This is a genomic window from Kordia sp., from assembly GCF_965224175.1.
Lineage (GTDB): Bacteria > Bacteroidota > Bacteroidia > Flavobacteriales > Flavobacteriaceae > Kordia.
In genome coordinates, this window is the sequence record NZ_OZ245041.1 from 5,092,980 (window position 1) to 5,110,093 (window position 17,114).

The window sequence follows — 17,114 nt, forward strand, 5'->3', positions numbered from 1 at the left end:
TATCACTTTATAGATTCTCAAAACTCAATTTGAAAGTAGTCAAACCATTTTCAGAAGTAAAGAAAATATTTCCGTCATGCGCTTCTACAATACTTTTGGTAAGTGTCAATCCAATTCCAGAACCATCTTTTCGAGTGGTGAAATATGGAATGAATATATTCTTTTGAATCTTTTTAGAAATTCCAATTCCGTTATCGGAAACAGTCAGATGAATGCGGTTGGTATCTGTACTTATATTTATGGTAATTGTTGGATTTTTAGCTTCTTTTAGCGCATATAAACAGTTCGATATTAAGTTGATCACTACTTGTTCCAATTGTTGTTTGTCTGCCGAAATCATGATATTTTCTTCACGCTGAAAGTTCAGATGAATATTATTTTCTTTAAACTCTTGCGAAAACAAATCGAGTGTAAGTTGTACTGTTTCTGTGAAGTTAATTTCTTTTTTGTCCGGCAATGGCAATTCCGATAATTGACGATAGGTATTTACAAAATTATTTAAGTGAGAAGAACGTTTTTTAATAATTTTTAAACCTTGCGATAGCTCTTCTAAAGTATCTTCATCAGGTTCATCTTGTAATAAAGAATCTAAATTTTCAGCCAAACTACTTATTGGTGTAATGGTATTGATAATTTCATGCGACATTACTGTCATTAACTTATACCAAGATTCTTTTTCTTTTTTATCAATTAATTGTTGAATGGTTTCCATCGTAACCATCAAATATTCAAATTCGTTTGTATGTGTGACAGATGTTTTTAAAAAAAACGATTCCACTTGATCATTTACTGTAAGTGAAATGGTATGTTTTACACGTTTCCATGGCTCAACATCAATAATAGTAACTAAAGGTGTAATTTTTTCTTTCAGCAAAGTCCATTTGTAAAACTTCGGAATCTTAAAAAAATCGACAAAAGCTTTGTTCAGTTGAAAGACTTCAATATGTCCGTTGGTATCTTTGCGAAGAATCAACACACCAATTGTTAAACTTTCTATGATATTCGTGAAAATAACTTGTTCGGAAGTGTATTGCTGACTTTGAATTCTATATTTCTTTTGAAGTTGTGCCGTTTTTGCGTGTAAACTATTGGTGCGCTTTTCAGCAGAAATCATATTTGAAAAATCATCATGCAGCAAACAATCAATAGCCTTTTCGACATCAAGAAAGAGTTTTTTTAAATAATCAACACACAAAAAAGCTTGAAAAACTAGCAATAGTGTAAAACCAATTCCATTGACAAGAAATCCTTTCTGAAAAAAATAAAAGATCAGAATCGCATTCAGTGACATTAACAAAATACGAACACTTAGTTGGATGTAAATTTTCTTATTCATTTAGAGTTGATGTTTTTCAAGTCGTCTGTATAAAGCGGCGCGCGTAAGTCCTAAATCTTTAGCTGCTTTTGAAATATTTCCGTGATGTTTATCTAATGCTTGCTGAATTAATATTTTTTCAGTTTCCTCTAAATTAAGTGTTACAGGCGTATTTGTTGTTACTTTTCGAGAAGAAAAATGTAAATCTTCAGGTTCGATACTTGTATTTTCTGTAATAATTACGGCACGTTCTATGATGTGTTCAAGTTCACGAATATTTCCTGGCCAATTGTAATTTTTTAATGCAGTAATAGCACTATTCGAAATAGAAGCTAATTGTTTGCGATACCGCTGATTCAACTTTTTTAAGAAGTGATTGGCAAGTACTTCAATATCTTCTGTGCGTTCGCGTAATGGCGGTAATTGTAATTCGATAGTATTAATTCTGAATAATAAATCTTGTCGAAATGTTTGTTCATTTACCATTTCATGAATTGGTGCATTGGTGGCACAAATGATTCGCGCATCTATTGGACGTTCATTTCCTTCACCCAAACGTGTTACTTTTCTATTTTGAATTACAGTTAGTAATTTTGATTGAAGGTGCAAAGGAAGATTGCCAATTTCATCCAAAAAAATAGTTCCGCCTGCAGCCAATTCAAAACGTCCGAGTGTATCTTTTTGTGCATCTGTAAACGCGCCTTTGGCATAACCAAAAAGTTCACTTTCAAACAAATTCTCATTCAAAGCACCTAAATCAACATGTATAAACGGATGATTTTTACGATTGGATTGTAAATGAATTTCTTTGGCAAACACAAACTTTCCTGTTCCGTTTTCTCCTAGAATCAATACATTAGCATCTGTTGGTGCTACTTTTTGGACCAAACCAATTGCTTTTTTCATCGCCGTTGATTTTCCAATAATATGTTCCGTCTGTTGATGAAAATCTTTATCTAATTGCTGTTGTACCGTTTCAAGTTGTGTCGTTTTTCGCTTGGAACGTGCCAATTCTACACCGGCATTTACAATACTATATAGTTTTTCAGTATTCCAAGGTTTCAAGATAAAATCGGTTGCACCTTGCTTGATGGCTTCTACAGCTAAGTTGACACTTCCAAAAGCTGTCATGAGAATTACAGTTGTTTCTGGACTCATCTTTTTTATATGCTGCAACCAGTACAAACCTTCTTTTCCATCTTCAAAACCAATGCGATAGTTCATATCAAGTAAAACGACATCAAACGTTTGTGAAGTAATATGGTTACTTATCTTTTTAGGATTATTTGTGGTGATAATTTCGGTAAAATACTTCTTCAGACTGATTCGCGCCGAAAATAAAATATCGTCATCATCATCGACAATTAATATAGAAGCTTCTTTTTTTCTCATAGTACATAGTTAGTAAGATGTTTGATAATGAACAAAAAAATGTTCGAAAATGAACACTCCTAAAATCAACTTATTTTTTAAATAACTGATATTTAGTTGATTATACTTTTATTTTTTCATGGCACAACAATGGCACTATACCAAACAGACAAAATAAAACAACAATGGACAAGCAATTAAAACCAAAGAACAAAAAAACAAAGCGTATGTTAGTATGGGGAATTCCAGCTGTCGTACTTATTGGTCTTATCTTCATGAGTGCTACACGAAAGAAACAAGTGAATATAGACAAAGAAACAATTTCAATCAAAAATATAACGAAAGGTGATTTTGAAGATGTATTATTATTTAATAGTACTGTAGAGCCAACTACATCTGTATTGATCAATGTGATACAAGGCGGATCTGTTTCTGAAGTTTTTGTAGAAAGTGGACAAAAGGTAACTAAAGGAACACCATTAATTCGTGTGTACAATCCGAATGCAGAATTAAATTACTTAACACAAGAAACAGCGATTGTAGAACAAATTAATAACTTGAGAAATATTCGCGTAAGCATAAAAAATCAACAACTAAATTTGGATGAACAATTGTTAAGTATTGATAATGCTTTTAAAAACGCAGAACGTCAATATGTGACAGACGAACGTTTGTATAAAAAAGATGTGATTGCACGCAATACGTTCCGAACATCCGAACAAGAATATAAATTCCAAAAAGAACGCAACGAAGTGATCAAAGCGAAAGTTTCAAACGAAAAAAACGATCGCAATGTACAATTGGCTCGTATCAATGCCTCTGTAAAAAAGATGGAAGAAAGTCTAGAATTATTACGCAAAAACAAAGAAAATTTTATCGTAAAAGCACCAGTTGACGGTTTGTTGTCATCATTCAATCCAACATTAGGACAAAACTACAATCAAGGTGATAATATTGGAAAAATGGATCAATTAGACGGTTACAAACTTATAGCTAAAGTTGATGAATATTATATTTCAAAACTTCGTGAAAACATCAAAGGAACAGTAACGATAGCAGATCAAAAATTACCAATCCGTGTTTCAAAAATTGATCCTGAGATTGTAAAAGGAGGTTTTCAAGTAGAATTACAGTTTGAGAATGATTCAATTGTCAAAGGAATTCGTAGCGGAATGTCCTTAAAAAGTAAAATGTTTCTATCAAACAACAGCAAAGCTTTATTGCTTCCAAAAGGACTGTTTTTTCAAAGTACAAACGGAAAATGGGTTTTCGTATTAAATGCAGACAATAAAGCCGTAAAACGAAATGTACGCATCGGACGAGAAAATCCTTTTTACTACGAAGTGTTAGAAGGTTTAAAAGAAGGTGATCGCGTGATTACTTCTAGTTATGATGACTTTAAAGATATGGAAGAATTAAATATAAACTAAATCATGCTAGTACTTATATATATGCTTGTAGAAAAGCTTGTCACATTGTTTTAATAGTAAAATAGGGAATGTTAAATTGTAAATGTTGAATTTAAAATTGAAAAGCATTTCTTAATCAAAATCATCAAAAAACGAATAGATAATTCATAAAAAATCATCAATCAACACTTTGGCTCCGTTCAGTGTACATAAAACGCTTCATATTGAGCGTAGTCGAAATAAAAAATAAAACACAATGATTACATTAACAGATTTAACGAAAGTTTACAGAACAGAAGAAGTAGAAACTACAGCAATTCATAAATTGAATTTAACTGTGAAAGAAGGAGAATTTGTCTCTATTATGGGAACTTCAGGTTGTGGAAAATCAACCTTATTAAATATCATCGGATTGCTAGATGCACCAAGTTCTGGAAGCTACCAATTTGCAACAACAGAAGTATCAAAATATTCAGAAAAGCAACGTGCATTATTGCGCAAAGCCAATATTGGATTCGTATTTCAGAATTTCAACTTAATCGATGAACTTTCCGTATATGAAAATATTGAATTACCATTAATTTATAACAAAGTACCATCTAGCGAACGTAAAAAGCGTGTAGCTGAAATCATGGAACGTGTTGGAATTGCGCATAGAGCAAAACATTTTCCACTACAACTTTCTGGTGGACAACAACAACGTGTTGCAGTAGCAAGAGCTTTAGTAACGAATCCGAAGTTAATTTTAGCAGATGAACCAACTGGAAACTTAGATAGTAAAAATGGTAATGAAGTCATGGAATTATTGGCAGAATTACATGCTTCTGGCGCTACAATTATCATGGTAACACACTCGTCGTATGATGCACAATTTTCTAGCAGAATTGTCATGATGAAAGATGGAGAAGTTATCTCAGAAAAGACAAATACACGTGATATTGACGTGTTAGTTCAGTAACAAAAGAGCACACTTCGACTTAGTTCAGAGTAAATTCATCAATCAAAAAACGAAACTTATGTTACAAACTTGGTTAAAATTATTTTTTAGAAACAGCAAAAAGAATTGGCTCAATTTATTAGTCAATATCTCAGGATTAACGCTTGGTTTTGCTGGTTTATTAATTGTGCTGTTGTATTTCAATGACGAATTGAGTTACAACGATTGGAATCCTGAAAAGGAAAATATTTATAGAGTTGCTAATAAATCACGCCAAAATGGAATTTGGTTTTCAAGTACATCTGCGGAAGCGATTCTTTTTAAAAGTGATATTCCAGAAGTAGAAGAATCTGTATTAATATCTCCTTTTTATAGAAGTCGTGTTATTGTAGATGGAGAAACAAAAGTGTACACTGATAAATCAACACATACAGAACCTAACTTTTTTGACTTTTTCCCATTTACAATTATAGAAGGAAGTACTACAAAATTTGCAGAAAGCAGAAAGCATATTGCACTTTCAAAAACATTAGCAGCAAAATTGTTTGGCAAGCAAAGTTCTATAGGCAAAATGGTAAAAATTGATGGAAATGATTTCATTATCACTTGTGTATATGAAGTGCCAGGAAATGGGCACTATGAATCAGAACTGTTAATGCAATTTAAAGAACCTTTTGAACTGCATTGGGGAAATTTTCAAAACGAATTGTTCTGTAAATTGACAAAAGGTGCTGACAGTGATGAAGTTCGGAAAAAGATGAACAATGTAATCATTGAAAGAAATGTAAAACCACAATTGGCAGCAAACAACATGACACTTGCAGAAGTAAAAGAAAAGTACGGTGTTATGGAAGTATTATTGGAACAACTAAGTACGATTCGTTTGCATCATAAAGCAAATAATGCTGGTCCTGGCGGAAAAGGAAACTACCAATTATTACTTGTCTTACTTGGTTTATCTATTTTATTGATTGTCATTTCGTGTGTAAATTTCATCAACTTATCAACTGCTTCTGCGAGTCAACGTGCCAAAGAAGTTGGTGTAAAGAAAACACTTGGTTTATCTAAAAGACAACTCATATTACAATATGTATTTGAAATCTTATTACAAGGATTTATTGCCTTATTATTCGGATTGATTTTAGTAGAATTTTTATTGCCGTATTTCAATCAGTTTATGGACAAAAATATTACACTCCTAAATGGTGAAATTTTGTTAAGGTTGATTGTAATTGCGATCATTACTTCATTCGTTATTGGAAGTATTCCTGCTTTATATCTAGCAAACTTCAAAACAATTGAAGTACTAAAAGGTAACTTTTCCAGAAGCAAAAAAGGAATCATTGCCAGAAACGTAATGCTAGGTTTACAATTTTTAATCTCAGGGTTCTTTTTAATAGGTGTACTGGTTATTTACAATCAAATGGCATTTATGATTACTAAAGATTTAGGTTTTAAAAAAGAACAAACTCTAGTAGTAGATGTATATAACTTAGGTGATGAATTTAAGAAATATACTTTAGTTAAAAACGTCATGTCAAAGCATGAAAATATCACTGGAGTTTCTACGAGTATGTTTGTTCCTGGTGATGGAAATGTAAACGGAACCAATCTTCAATACGAACCTGCTGATATAAGTTTTAATGCTGGTTCCAATACAGTAGATCATAACTATGTAGAATTTGCACAACTCAATCTGCTCAAAGGAAGAGGTTTTTCTGAAGCATATGCCTCAGATACAGTTACCAGTATTATTTTAAATGAAACAGCGGCAAAACGCCTTGGAATTTACAATGATCCTATAGGTAAAAAGGTTCAAATTGGTTGGCAACGACAAGATGATACACGTAAATTAGAAGTTGTAGGAATGATTCAGGATTATCACTTTGACGGTTTTGATGTAAAAATTGATCCGATGTTTTTAATTCACTGGAAAACATTCCCAAGAACGAAAGATTGGATCAACGCAATACAATTCAAAATAAAACCTGAAAACGCTTCACAAACAATTGCTGACATTGAAGAATTTTGGAAAGAAAATATAGATGATAAATACCCATTCAACTATCAGTTTTTAGATGCACACTTTGCAGAAACTTATGAAAAGTATGAAAAACAGCAAACCATGTTTTTAATCTTGTCAACTATTGTAATTATCATTTCATTACTCGGTTTATTTGCTTTAGCAACACTAACCATTCAACAACGCTTAAAAGAAGTTGCGATTCGTAAAACGCTTGGCGCATCGGTAAAAGAAATCATTTTTCAATTGGTAAAGAGTTTCTTGAAAATTACGTTGATAGCTGTACTTGTATTACTACCAATCTCTTATTACTTAATGCAAAGCTGGCTCGATAATTTCGTATATCGAATTGATATGCCAATCTGGCCATATATCGTAACGCCATTTATATTATTACTGTTGGTATTTACGGTAGTAGGAGTAAAGGCATTAAATGCCACGAAAATAGACTTAATCAAATACTTAAAATTCGAATAAAATGGTAAAAACTTGGCTAAAATTATTCTTTAGAAATAGTAAAAAGAACTGGCTCAATACCATTATTAATGTTAGTGGATTGACACTCGGATTGGTTGGACTGATCATTGTATTGCTATATTATAACGATGAAAAAAGTTATGATCAATGGAATGAAAATAAAGATATCATTTACAAAGTAGCGCACAAATGGGGCGATGGACAAATTTATGATGGCACAACAGATCCTGAAGGACAAGCAGCTAAAGAAATCATTCCTGAGATTACGGATTATTGTACATTAAACTCAGGATATGAAAGTCAAATTCTACGCTACAAAGATAAATCGGTGTATGAAACCAAAATTGGAGGTGCCAATGCAAATTTCTTTGAGTTTTTCTCGCATACCATTGTAAAAGGTGATCCAAAAGAAATTTTGGCAACAAAAAACGCTATTGCTATTTCAGTAGACCTAGAAAAACAGTTGTTTGGAGAAAAAGAATCAATTGGAAAGACGATTAAATATGGAAAAAAAGAATATATCGTTACGGGTATATATGAACTGAAAAAACCGTCAGTATATTTGCCAAATGCCATCATGCATAGACCAGTTACTACAAATGATCATTGGGGCGGATACGGAGTGTATACATTTTACAAAATTCCTACAGGAACGGATTTAGCTTTGGTTGAAAAGAAAATTTATGACATCTATGAAGATAAATATTATAAAAAAGAAGCAGCTTCACAAGGAATAACCGTAGGCGAGTATATGTCGATGCAAGGATCGTATCCAATACTTGAAAAACTTACAGATTTACGCTTACAAGGAAAAGGTGATGGCGGTATGTTAGAAGGAAAAGGAAACTATTTATTGCTTGTCATCATGTTAAGTTTGTCAATACTTATCATTATTATTTCGAGTATCAATTTTATCAACCTTTCTATTGCTTCTGCTAGCCAACGTGCCAAAGAAGTTGGAGTGAAGAAAACATTAGGTGTCTCTAAACTAGGTTTACAGCTGCAATTTATGTTAGAAATTGTAGTACAAGGAATCATTGCAGTATTCATCGCTTTGATTATTGTAGAACTGCTTTTGCCAGTATTTAACGCATTCATCAATAAAGATTTGAGTTTAAATAGTACAACGATCATTGTAGAAGTAATACTATTAGCAATCTCTATTGCTACAATTATTGGTGTAATCACAGCATTATATGTCTCTAATTTTAAAACAATACGTGTTTTAAAAGGAAACTTTTCAAGAAGTGGAAGTATGATTTTAGTTCGAAATGTAATGTTAGGTTTGCAGTTTGTAATTTCAGGATTTTTCTTTATTGGTGGATTAATCGTCTATGCACAAGTAGAATATATGAGTTCCAAAGATCTAGGATTTTCGGGAGAAGAAATATTAGTAGTAGATCTTAATGATTATCAGGTAAGTAGAAGCAAAAAATACAACTTAGTTAAAAGCGTATTTAAAAATAATCCTAACATTGAGGACATTTCTTCTACGTATTTAGTTCCAGGTGATGATAACGATATGTCGTTAGATGTGACACACAAAGATAGGGTTGTGGATATAAGATTTATTCCGCTAGATCTTGGACACTTAGAAATGATTAATACCAAATTATCAAAAGGCCGTTATTTCTCTGAAGATTTTGCTTCTGATACCATAAACAGTGTTATTTTCAACGAAACAGCTGTCAAACGTCTCGGAATTGCCAATGATCCAATTAACAAAGAAGTAGAAATCAACGAAAAGAAATTTACAATTGTGGGTGTTGTGAAGGATTACCATATGGAAGGATTAGACAAAGAAATTCGTCCAGCATTTTTCATGTACTATACAGGTTTTAGCTGGATACGTAGTGCTATGAGTACTGTTCAATTCAAAATAAAACCAGAAAAAAAAGAAGAAATACTCGCAGAAATAGAACGTTTTTGGACTACTGAACTAGAACCTGGTTATCCGTTTTCATTCTACTATTTAGACAAATATTACAGCAAAACACATGATATCTATAAAAAGCAACAAACCTTGTTTTTCATTCTCACATTGGTAGTGATATTCATTGCATTACTTGGATTATTTGCTTTGGCAACGCTCACTATTCAGCAGCGACTCAAAGAAGTTGCGATTCGAAAAACGCTAGGTGCTTCTGTTCGAGAAATTATCACACAATTGGTAAAAAGCTTTATCAAAATTACAGGAATTGCAGTTGTAATATTAATTCCTATTGCATACTATTTAATGCAAAACTGGTTAAACAATTTCGCGTATCGAATTGATATGCCACTATGGCCGTTTATCATTGCTCCAATTGTTTTATTACTATTAGTTTTTATTGTTGTTGGAATCAAAGCCTTCAACGCAACTAAAGTAGATTTAATTAAATATTTAAAATTTGAATAAGCTTTTTAGTGTTAAATTTTAAATGACGTACAATGTAAAAAAGGTTCTTTTACAAAACCCAAAACCCAAAACCCAAAAAAACTACGTATAAACCCTTGATTTTAAAACGCGTATTTGTTATCCTTTCAAATACGCGTTTTATATTGTAAGTTTGAGGAACTGACCAAATTATTAATTATAATATGCCAACCTCTAATCCAACACCGACGCCAACACCAAAGGCGACTTCAAAAACTACAGCTACAACAACCACAGAAACAGCAAATGTACCACCAAAAGGAATTTCAAAAGGAGTTTCAGATGCTACAATGATTCGGATAAAAAGTGAACTCGAAACAATGCTTATGTTTGCAATGAGTCGTGGAAAAGTGATCAATACAGAACTAAATCCTTTGATTGAAAGTAACAACTTAGACGATTTAATTAACGCGCACAACATTCTTAGCAAAAACATCGCGCCTGCAACTCCTAGATCAATTGCTTACCTAAAAGTATTATCGCAAGATGATGATACAAAATCAATTTTTAAAAGATTACCCATTATCAGAAACTTAGTAATTTTAGCAATTCTATTCTTAGTTGTCTTTATTGGCGCTTCACTTTCTGATCAAGTAAATACAGATTCGCTTTCCAAAGGTGTGTTAAGTAATAGTGGACTTTCATTATTGCTAAATATTGTGTTTTTATGTGCTATCTCTGGATTAGGCGTTGTGTTCTATCTTTTAAAAAACGTAAGCGAAGGTGTTGAAAAATCGACCTTAATGCCAGAACAAGCCATCTATTATATTGCACTTATTGTGTTGGGACTTATTTCCGGATTGATTCTTTCAGAAATAGTTTCGTCCTATAACGAAGGAAAAGATTTGAGCATTTTTAATAACGCAGTTTTAGCATTGATAGGAGGATTTTCTTCTGATGCAATCTTTAGTATATTACAAGGAATTATTGACAGAATAAAGTCGATTTTTTCAGTAAGTTCAAACAACTAAATCAATTGCAATTTTTGTAATAACTGACAGATGTATCATAAATAATCACAATTAACCTAAAATTATATAATGAAACTAATCATAAAAAGTATGCTTATTGCTTTAGTCGTTGTAAGTATTAATGGATGTGCTTCCATTCCAGCATCTACAGCAACACTTTCGCAAGAAGTCATTGCAGAAGCAAACTCTATGCACCAATTGAATATTGCATTGATCAATAAATTATTTGATGAACGAAAAGGAAAAGTAGACGATTTCATTAACAATCAATACATTCCGTCATACGTTAAAAACTTACAAGCTAAAATTCCGCCTGGTGTTGATGTAAATACAGAATTACCAAACATTTTGAAAAGTGTAATGCCTGTGCTTAATAGAAAACGCGATTCGCTTCACAATTTATTAGACCTGCAAAAACAACAAATGGTAACATCGTTAAATGATAATTTTACAAATTACCAACAAGCAAGTGCTACTCTACAAAACTTAATCAGTTCAGCGGTAAAGCTAAAACAGACAGAAACAAATACATTAGCACAAATTCAAAAGTTAACAGGAACAAATATTAATGTAGATAAAATTCAAAATCATTTAGACAGTTTATTAGTAAAAACAGGAAGCGGTTTTGATAAACTTCTTAATGTACAATCAGCAATTAACGGAAACAACTAAAATAGAAAAGATATGAGTAACGGTATAGATTGGGATAACTTAGCAAATCAGGCTGCACAACAAACAGATACAGAATTCAATACAACTATTGCAAGTTTGACGAGTATGAGTATTGCTGAAATTGATCAATTCATTAAGGAAAGTAAAATTTCTAATGAAAACGCGCTAAAAGTACTGAAGGAAATCAATAATGCAGCGGCTTCAAACACAGCAAAAGCAGATGCAATTGCCAATATAGACAATGGCGTAAATCTCTTAGTGAGTTTGGCAAGTAAAATTGTTTAAAACATAAAAACCAAATATCTTAGCAAAGCAATATTGTATCACTTACGATATTGCTTTTTTTAGTAGTTTTTTTGAGAGAAATGTAGAAAGTAAGAACGATTGATTCTTATACATACAACAGAACAAACTGCGTAATATGAATACCTGAATTATCGAATAAAAAAGATATCAAACAGTTAGCTGACTTTTGTTAATAAATTTTATGTAAGGAATTCAGATAAAAAACTACTTTTGTTAAAAAGGTTTACTAATTAGAAAAAAGAATATGTCAGATACAAACACAGCATTAGATTGCTTAATTATAGGAAGTGGTCCTGCAGGATATACAGCAGCAATTTATGCCGCTAGAGCTGATATGCATCCAGTAATGTATACAGGAATGGAGCCAGGAGGACAATTAACAACGACCACAGAAGTTGATAATTTCCCAGGATATCCTAATGGAACTGATGGAACTGCGATGATGGAAGACTTAAAAAATCAAGCAACACGTTTTGGTACAGAAGTACGTTTCGGATATGCTACGCGTGTAGATTTTGCTAAGGAAACTGGAGGAATTCATAAAGTATACGTGAATGACGGAAACGGAGAACAAGAATTTTCTGCAAAAACAGTGATCATTTCTACAGGAGCTTCAGCAAAATATTTAGGACTAGAAAGTGAAGAGCGTTTAAAAGGTGGTGGAGTTTCTGCTTGTGCTACATGTGACGGTTTTTTCTATAAAGGTCAAGATGTAATTGTTGTTGGTGGAGGAGATACTGCTGCAGAAGAAGCTACATACTTAGCCAAACTTTGTAACAAAGTAACGATGTTAGTTCGTAAAGACGAAATGAGAGCTAGTAAAGCTATGCAACATCGTGTAAACAGCACAGAAAACTTAGACGTATTGTACAATACTGAGCTAGATGAGGTTTTAGGAAAAATGGTGGTAGAAGGTGTTCGTGTTGTTAACAATCAAACAAAAGAAAAGCATGAAATTCCTGTAACAGGAGTTTTTATTGCTATTGGACACAAACCAAATACAGATATGTTTAAAGGAATTTTAGACATGGATGAAACTGGATACTTAATTACAGGTGCAAAATCTACAAAAACAAATGTTCCTGGAGTATTTGCCGCAGGAGATGTACAAGATAAAGAATACAGACAAGCTATTACAGCCGCAGGAACTGGTTGTATGGCAGCACTTGATGCAGAACGTTATTTAGCTGCTGTTGAAGATGCAGTTGAAGCATAAGCAACTAAACTCAATTATAAATAAAAAAGTAAAGCCTCTTCATAGCGAAGAGGCTTTTTTGTGGTTTATAATTTGGTTGATGTGAATACTTTTATTTCTTATGAACACCGCCAGAAACCGATTTGTTCTTTGAAACAGATGAAGGATTTCCATAATAATGAACATCTCCACCGCTAGAACTACTAGCAATTAGCTTCTCAGAAACATTTACCGTTACATCAGCGCCGCTACTTGCAGAAGCGTCACAGTCTTTTACGGCAAGTTCTTTAGCATGAATATCACTTCCGCTGCTAGCGTTTGCTGTTAAAGATTCTGCAGTTCCAGTAATTTTAATATCTGCTCCACTAGATGTTGAACAAGTTACATTTTCTGCTTCAACTTCAATTTTTACATCTGCGCCACTATTGCTTCGTACTTCAAGGTCTTCTACCACTAATGGTTCTGTAGAATATACATCTGCACCGCTTGTACTTACAATCTTTTCAATTTTAGGAACACTTACATGCACCTTTTTAGATTTGCAACGTCCTATATTTTTTTCGGTATGAATGATAAGCTTACCATTTCTGATATCTGTTGCAATCAGTGAAATAATATTTTCGTCGGCTTCAACCTCAATAGATGCTGTTGATCCTTGCGTAATATAAACGTCTAATCCTTCAGAAGCTTTTATAGTTGTAAAACCTTCTTCGGCATCTCTCTCTTCTGTAACAACATTTCTATTTCCAGCAATACCAGAACTGAAATTGAAGTCACAAGAAGTGATAAGTAAGCTAAGAATAGCTATGGCGATAATTCGTGCTAAGGTGATCATAATAATTAGTATTTAAGTTTTATTGATTGATGATTTATTTATGTACACCGAACGGAGTCGAAGTGCTGATAAATGATAATAAAAAGATGGAAATACTGATTACTAACCCTGTTGGAACTCCAACAAACAATGTTGCGTATATCCATTCATTTGGTAAAACCTGTAAAGGATAGTAGTATGCTACTATTTTACCAACTAACAATCCAACTATTAAAACTATGATGAGTAGTTTTAATAGTACGTATATGGATTGTAAACTGTTCATTTTGATTGATGTTTGGTTGTTTTTCTTTTGACAAACACTCCATACTTTTTTATGGAGCGAAATGTCAAAATATTGGTTGATGTATGATGTATTAATTGTCAGTATCTGTTGAAACGCTATCACGTTTTACATTTACTTGTACATTTTCGTCTTTATTCTTGATGTTGATATCTACTTTATCAGAATTGATAGTGATTTCCTTTTTCGCTTCTTTCTTGCTCTTCAGTTTTTTGATATCTGAATTTTCGCAATCCAAGCATTTTAAATCGTCATCAATAACTTGATAAAAATTCTCTTCTTCGCCAGATCCTAAAATATCTCCAGATCCGTAACGATTTCTATGAAATGATTTTGTGTTTTTATCTGCATAAATAATAGCTCTTTCTGGCAAATACAAGATCACTTCAATTTCTTGCTGATTGTGTTTGTCATTCGGATCAAACAAGAAATAATCATCTAGTTTTAATGTATTATTTTCAAATACATAGTTGTAATTAATGCCTTGTGCACGTTCTCTGGCTTTTGTATATGATACACCGCCAGCAGTTTTGTTAATTCGAATACGAGCATTTTCACTTTCTGTAGGTTTTACAATCAGTTTAATAGAATTAGAATATAAAATCACATCTCCATTTTCGTCGTATACTACTTCAAAATCGCTGTAGTAATAATCATTATATCTATCAAAATCTTCATTGCGAACCATTTTCACCTTAATAGTGTCATTGGCTACAATTGGCAATTCCTTTTTTATAGCAACTGAAGCTTCAATATTGTGATGTAAAGCTGCACTAGAAGCAATAAAACCAATTCCAATACAAGATCCTATCCACAAAACAATTAAAGAAACCTTAGCAGGCATTCCTATTGATTTTGAGTTCTTTACTAGGATTTTAATTCCTAAAATAAATAATACAACTGCAGGAATTCCAAGTGCAAATAATAACAACAAGCCTAAAACCCATCGAGGCGTTTGCGTAAGTATTCCTAAATCTTTGTAATACAAGTGTTCCTCACCGGAAAAAACACCAAAATCAAAGAAGCTAACTCCAAGAGCAGACATCAATACACTAATAATTATAGAAGCTGCAACAATGATAAAAATGATTCCAAAGAACTTTGCTAAAATTTTCAATAGCACAGTAATAATATGTCCTATAGATTCAAAGAAGGAAGATGCACCACTTTTGGCTTTTTGACCAACTTGATCAAAATCTACATCATTTATTTTTTCTTGAACATCATCAAGCCCTTCTTTGATTTTTTGCTCTATGTTGGTGATGTTCGCGGGCTTTCCCGCCATAGCTAGTTTTTCGCTAGTTGTATTTGCTTTTGGAATGATAATCCACAAAATAATATACACTAAAAACGGAGATCCTGCGCCGAGAAATACGACAAGCAATACAAACAATCGGATCCATAAAGCGTCTATTCCGAAATACTGCGCAAAACCTGCACAAACTCCTCCAATAAACTTATTGTCATAATCTCTGTATAGCTTTCTATAGGTTCCAGCTGGTCTACGTTGGTAGTTATTTCTTGGTCCATCTTCAAAAATCTCGTCGTCCACTAAGTAATCTTCTGGTTGTCCCATAATATCAATTACTTCTTGAACTTCTTTAGTGCTTATTACTTGTCTCTCACTTTTAATACGTTCTGAGAAAAGTTCGGCAACTCTTGCTTCTATATCGGCAATAATTTCATCTCTACCTTGCGAGTCTGTAAAGGAGCGTTTTATGGCGTTTAAATAACGCTGTAAGTTGTTATATGCGTCTTCATCAATATGAAAAAACATATTTGCTAAATTTATATTGATTGTCTTATTCATTAGTCGGGTTTTTTTGGCGTGTTACGAGTGATACGGCATTTTGTAAATTATTCCAAGTGGTGTTCAGTTCTTTTAGGAAAAGTTGTCCTGTTTCTGTGAGTCCATAATATTTTCTTGGCGGTCCAGAAGTAGATTCTTCCCAGCGGTAACTTAACAAGCCTGCATTCTTCAATCTTGTCAATAGCGGATAAATTGTTCCTTCTACGACAAGCATTTTTGCGTCTTTTAATGTATCAAGTATTTCGGCTACATACGCATCCTGATCTTTCAAGATGGATAAAATACAATACTCTAACACACCTTTACGCATTTGTGCTTTTGTGTTTTCTATCTTCATGTTTTCATGTGTCTTTTAATGATACTGTTCGTTTTTTGATTGATGATGATGATTGATGATGATGATTGATGATGATGATGATTGATGATATTTATTTAACGAATCGAATCGTAAATGGATAACGATACTTTTCGCCTTCATTCGCACGCATTGCTGCCACAATGGTATACGTAATGTTTACTGCAAAAAATAGTAGGTGACCAATTCCAACGATAATTCCTATCATGGATACATTATACATATTAAATCCTTCATTAAAATTGATTGTAATGTTGTTGAAATGAAAAACATCCCATGTGTTTACATGTTGCATTCCAAAAACAATAAAAAATGGAATGGTTAATATGGTTCCTATCATTTTATAACAAAACAAACTCAATTGGAAATTAAGCGCTTCTTTTCCGTGGTGATCTATATAATCAGATTCCTTCTTATACATTGTCCATAATATGAGCGGAAGTATAAAATTTCCTAAGGGAAAAATGTATTTACTAAAGGAAGCTACGTGCAAAATCATAGCCACATTTTTTTGGTGTTTTGTTAGTGTTGAGTCCATTACCTATTATTTTCTTATACAAATATATGGTTAAAAAAAGGTATTATGCAAAACATAGTACTAAAATTTAACATAATTTAACATTTTAAATTTGGAAAGTATTTTATAAAAACATGGCAGAAACCTATAGATTTTATATGGCGAACTATACTGTTTAATCCCATAAACACTGGAGTTAGTCACAATGATTTTTGTATTTGT

15 protein-coding genes are annotated in these 17,114 nt (G+C 32.6%); 8 read left to right on the top strand and 7 right to left on the bottom strand.

Annotated elements, in window-relative coordinates:
• Positions 1-7: 7 nt before the first annotated feature.
• Together ACOQOS_RS22220 and ACOQOS_RS22225 are read right to left on the bottom strand one after the other, a co-directional pair.
• The gene (locus ACOQOS_RS22220; protein WP_420572624.1) at positions 8-1,336 is read right to left on the bottom strand and encodes a sensor histidine kinase; all 1,329 of its coding nucleotides are present in this window, start codon (positions 1,334-1,336) and stop codon (positions 8-10) included.
• Complete coding sequence (locus ACOQOS_RS22225) at positions 1,337-2,707, bottom strand: sigma-54-dependent transcriptional regulator (protein ID WP_420572625.1); 1,371 nt, start codon at positions 2,705-2,707, stop codon at positions 1,337-1,339.
• A 164-nt stretch (positions 2,708-2,871) separates the two neighbouring features.
• Between ACOQOS_RS22225 and ACOQOS_RS22230 the strand changes: the two genes are divergently transcribed.
• The 8 genes from ACOQOS_RS22230 to trxB all read left to right on the top strand — a co-directional run bounded on the left by ACOQOS_RS22230 (position 2,872) and on the right by trxB (position 13,113).
• Positions 2,872-4,116: an efflux RND transporter periplasmic adaptor subunit gene (locus ACOQOS_RS22230; protein ID WP_420572626.1), complete on the top strand. Its 1,245-nt coding sequence runs from the start codon at positions 2,872-2,874 to the stop codon at positions 4,114-4,116.
• 235 nt (positions 4,117-4,351) lie between these two features.
• Entirely contained in the window at positions 4,352-5,053 is a 702-nt protein-coding gene (locus ACOQOS_RS22235; RefSeq protein ID WP_420572627.1) for an ABC transporter ATP-binding protein, read from the top strand.
• A 58-nt stretch (positions 5,054-5,111) separates the two neighbouring features.
• Positions 5,112-7,532: an ABC transporter permease gene (locus ACOQOS_RS22240; protein ID WP_420572628.1), complete on the top strand. Its 2,421-nt coding sequence runs from the start codon at positions 5,112-5,114 to the stop codon at positions 7,530-7,532.
• A gap of 1 nt (position 7,533) precedes the next feature.
• On the top strand, positions 7,534-9,930 hold the full coding sequence (locus ACOQOS_RS22245) for an ABC transporter permease (RefSeq protein WP_420572629.1): 2,397 nt from the start codon (positions 7,534-7,536) through the stop codon (positions 9,928-9,930).
• Between the two features lie 182 nt (positions 9,931-10,112).
• Positions 10,113-10,919 (top strand): hypothetical protein, encoded by an 807-nt coding sequence (locus tag ACOQOS_RS22250; RefSeq protein WP_420572630.1) that lies wholly within the window; start codon positions 10,113-10,115, stop codon positions 10,917-10,919.
• Positions 10,920-10,988: 69 nt separating this feature from the next.
• Positions 10,989-11,591 carry a hypothetical protein gene (locus tag ACOQOS_RS22255; RefSeq protein ID WP_420572631.1) on the top strand — a complete coding sequence of 201 codons (603 nt, stop codon included), beginning with the start codon at positions 10,989-10,991 and terminating at the stop codon, positions 11,589-11,591.
• Between the two features lie 12 nt (positions 11,592-11,603).
• Positions 11,604-11,876, top strand: a complete 273-nt coding sequence (locus tag ACOQOS_RS22260) for a hypothetical protein (protein WP_420572632.1) — start codon at positions 11,604-11,606, stop codon at positions 11,874-11,876.
• A gap of 265 nt (positions 11,877-12,141) precedes the next feature.
• Positions 12,142-13,113 (top strand): thioredoxin-disulfide reductase, encoded by a 972-nt coding sequence (trxB, locus tag ACOQOS_RS22265; RefSeq protein WP_420572633.1) that lies wholly within the window; start codon positions 12,142-12,144, stop codon positions 13,111-13,113.
• Between the two features lie 91 nt (positions 13,114-13,204).
• Here trxB and ACOQOS_RS22270 read toward each other — a convergent pair whose 3' ends face one another.
• The 5 genes from ACOQOS_RS22270 to ACOQOS_RS22290 all read right to left on the bottom strand — a co-directional run bounded on the left by ACOQOS_RS22270 (position 13,205) and on the right by ACOQOS_RS22290 (position 16,913).
• A complete protein-coding gene (locus ACOQOS_RS22270; RefSeq protein WP_420572634.1) occupies positions 13,205-13,927 on the bottom strand; it encodes a head GIN domain-containing protein in 723 nt (240 codons plus the stop codon).
• Positions 13,928-13,961: 34 nt separating this feature from the next.
• On the bottom strand, positions 13,962-14,192 hold the full coding sequence (locus ACOQOS_RS22275; RefSeq protein WP_420572635.1) for a hypothetical protein: 231 nt from the start codon (positions 14,190-14,192) through the stop codon (positions 13,962-13,964).
• A gap of 91 nt (positions 14,193-14,283) precedes the next feature.
• A complete protein-coding gene (locus tag ACOQOS_RS22280) occupies positions 14,284-16,020 on the bottom strand; it encodes a PspC domain-containing protein (protein WP_420572636.1) in 1,737 nt (578 codons plus the stop codon).
• Entirely contained in the window at positions 16,013-16,357 is a 345-nt protein-coding gene (locus ACOQOS_RS22285) for a PadR family transcriptional regulator (protein ID WP_420572637.1), read from the bottom strand. The genes ACOQOS_RS22280 and ACOQOS_RS22285 overlap by 8 nt, the downstream gene beginning before the upstream one ends.
• Before the next feature lie 91 nt (positions 16,358-16,448).
• A complete protein-coding gene (locus ACOQOS_RS22290) occupies positions 16,449-16,913 on the bottom strand; it encodes a DUF4870 domain-containing protein (RefSeq protein WP_420572638.1) in 465 nt (154 codons plus the stop codon).
• Positions 16,914-17,114 lie beyond the last annotated feature (201 nt).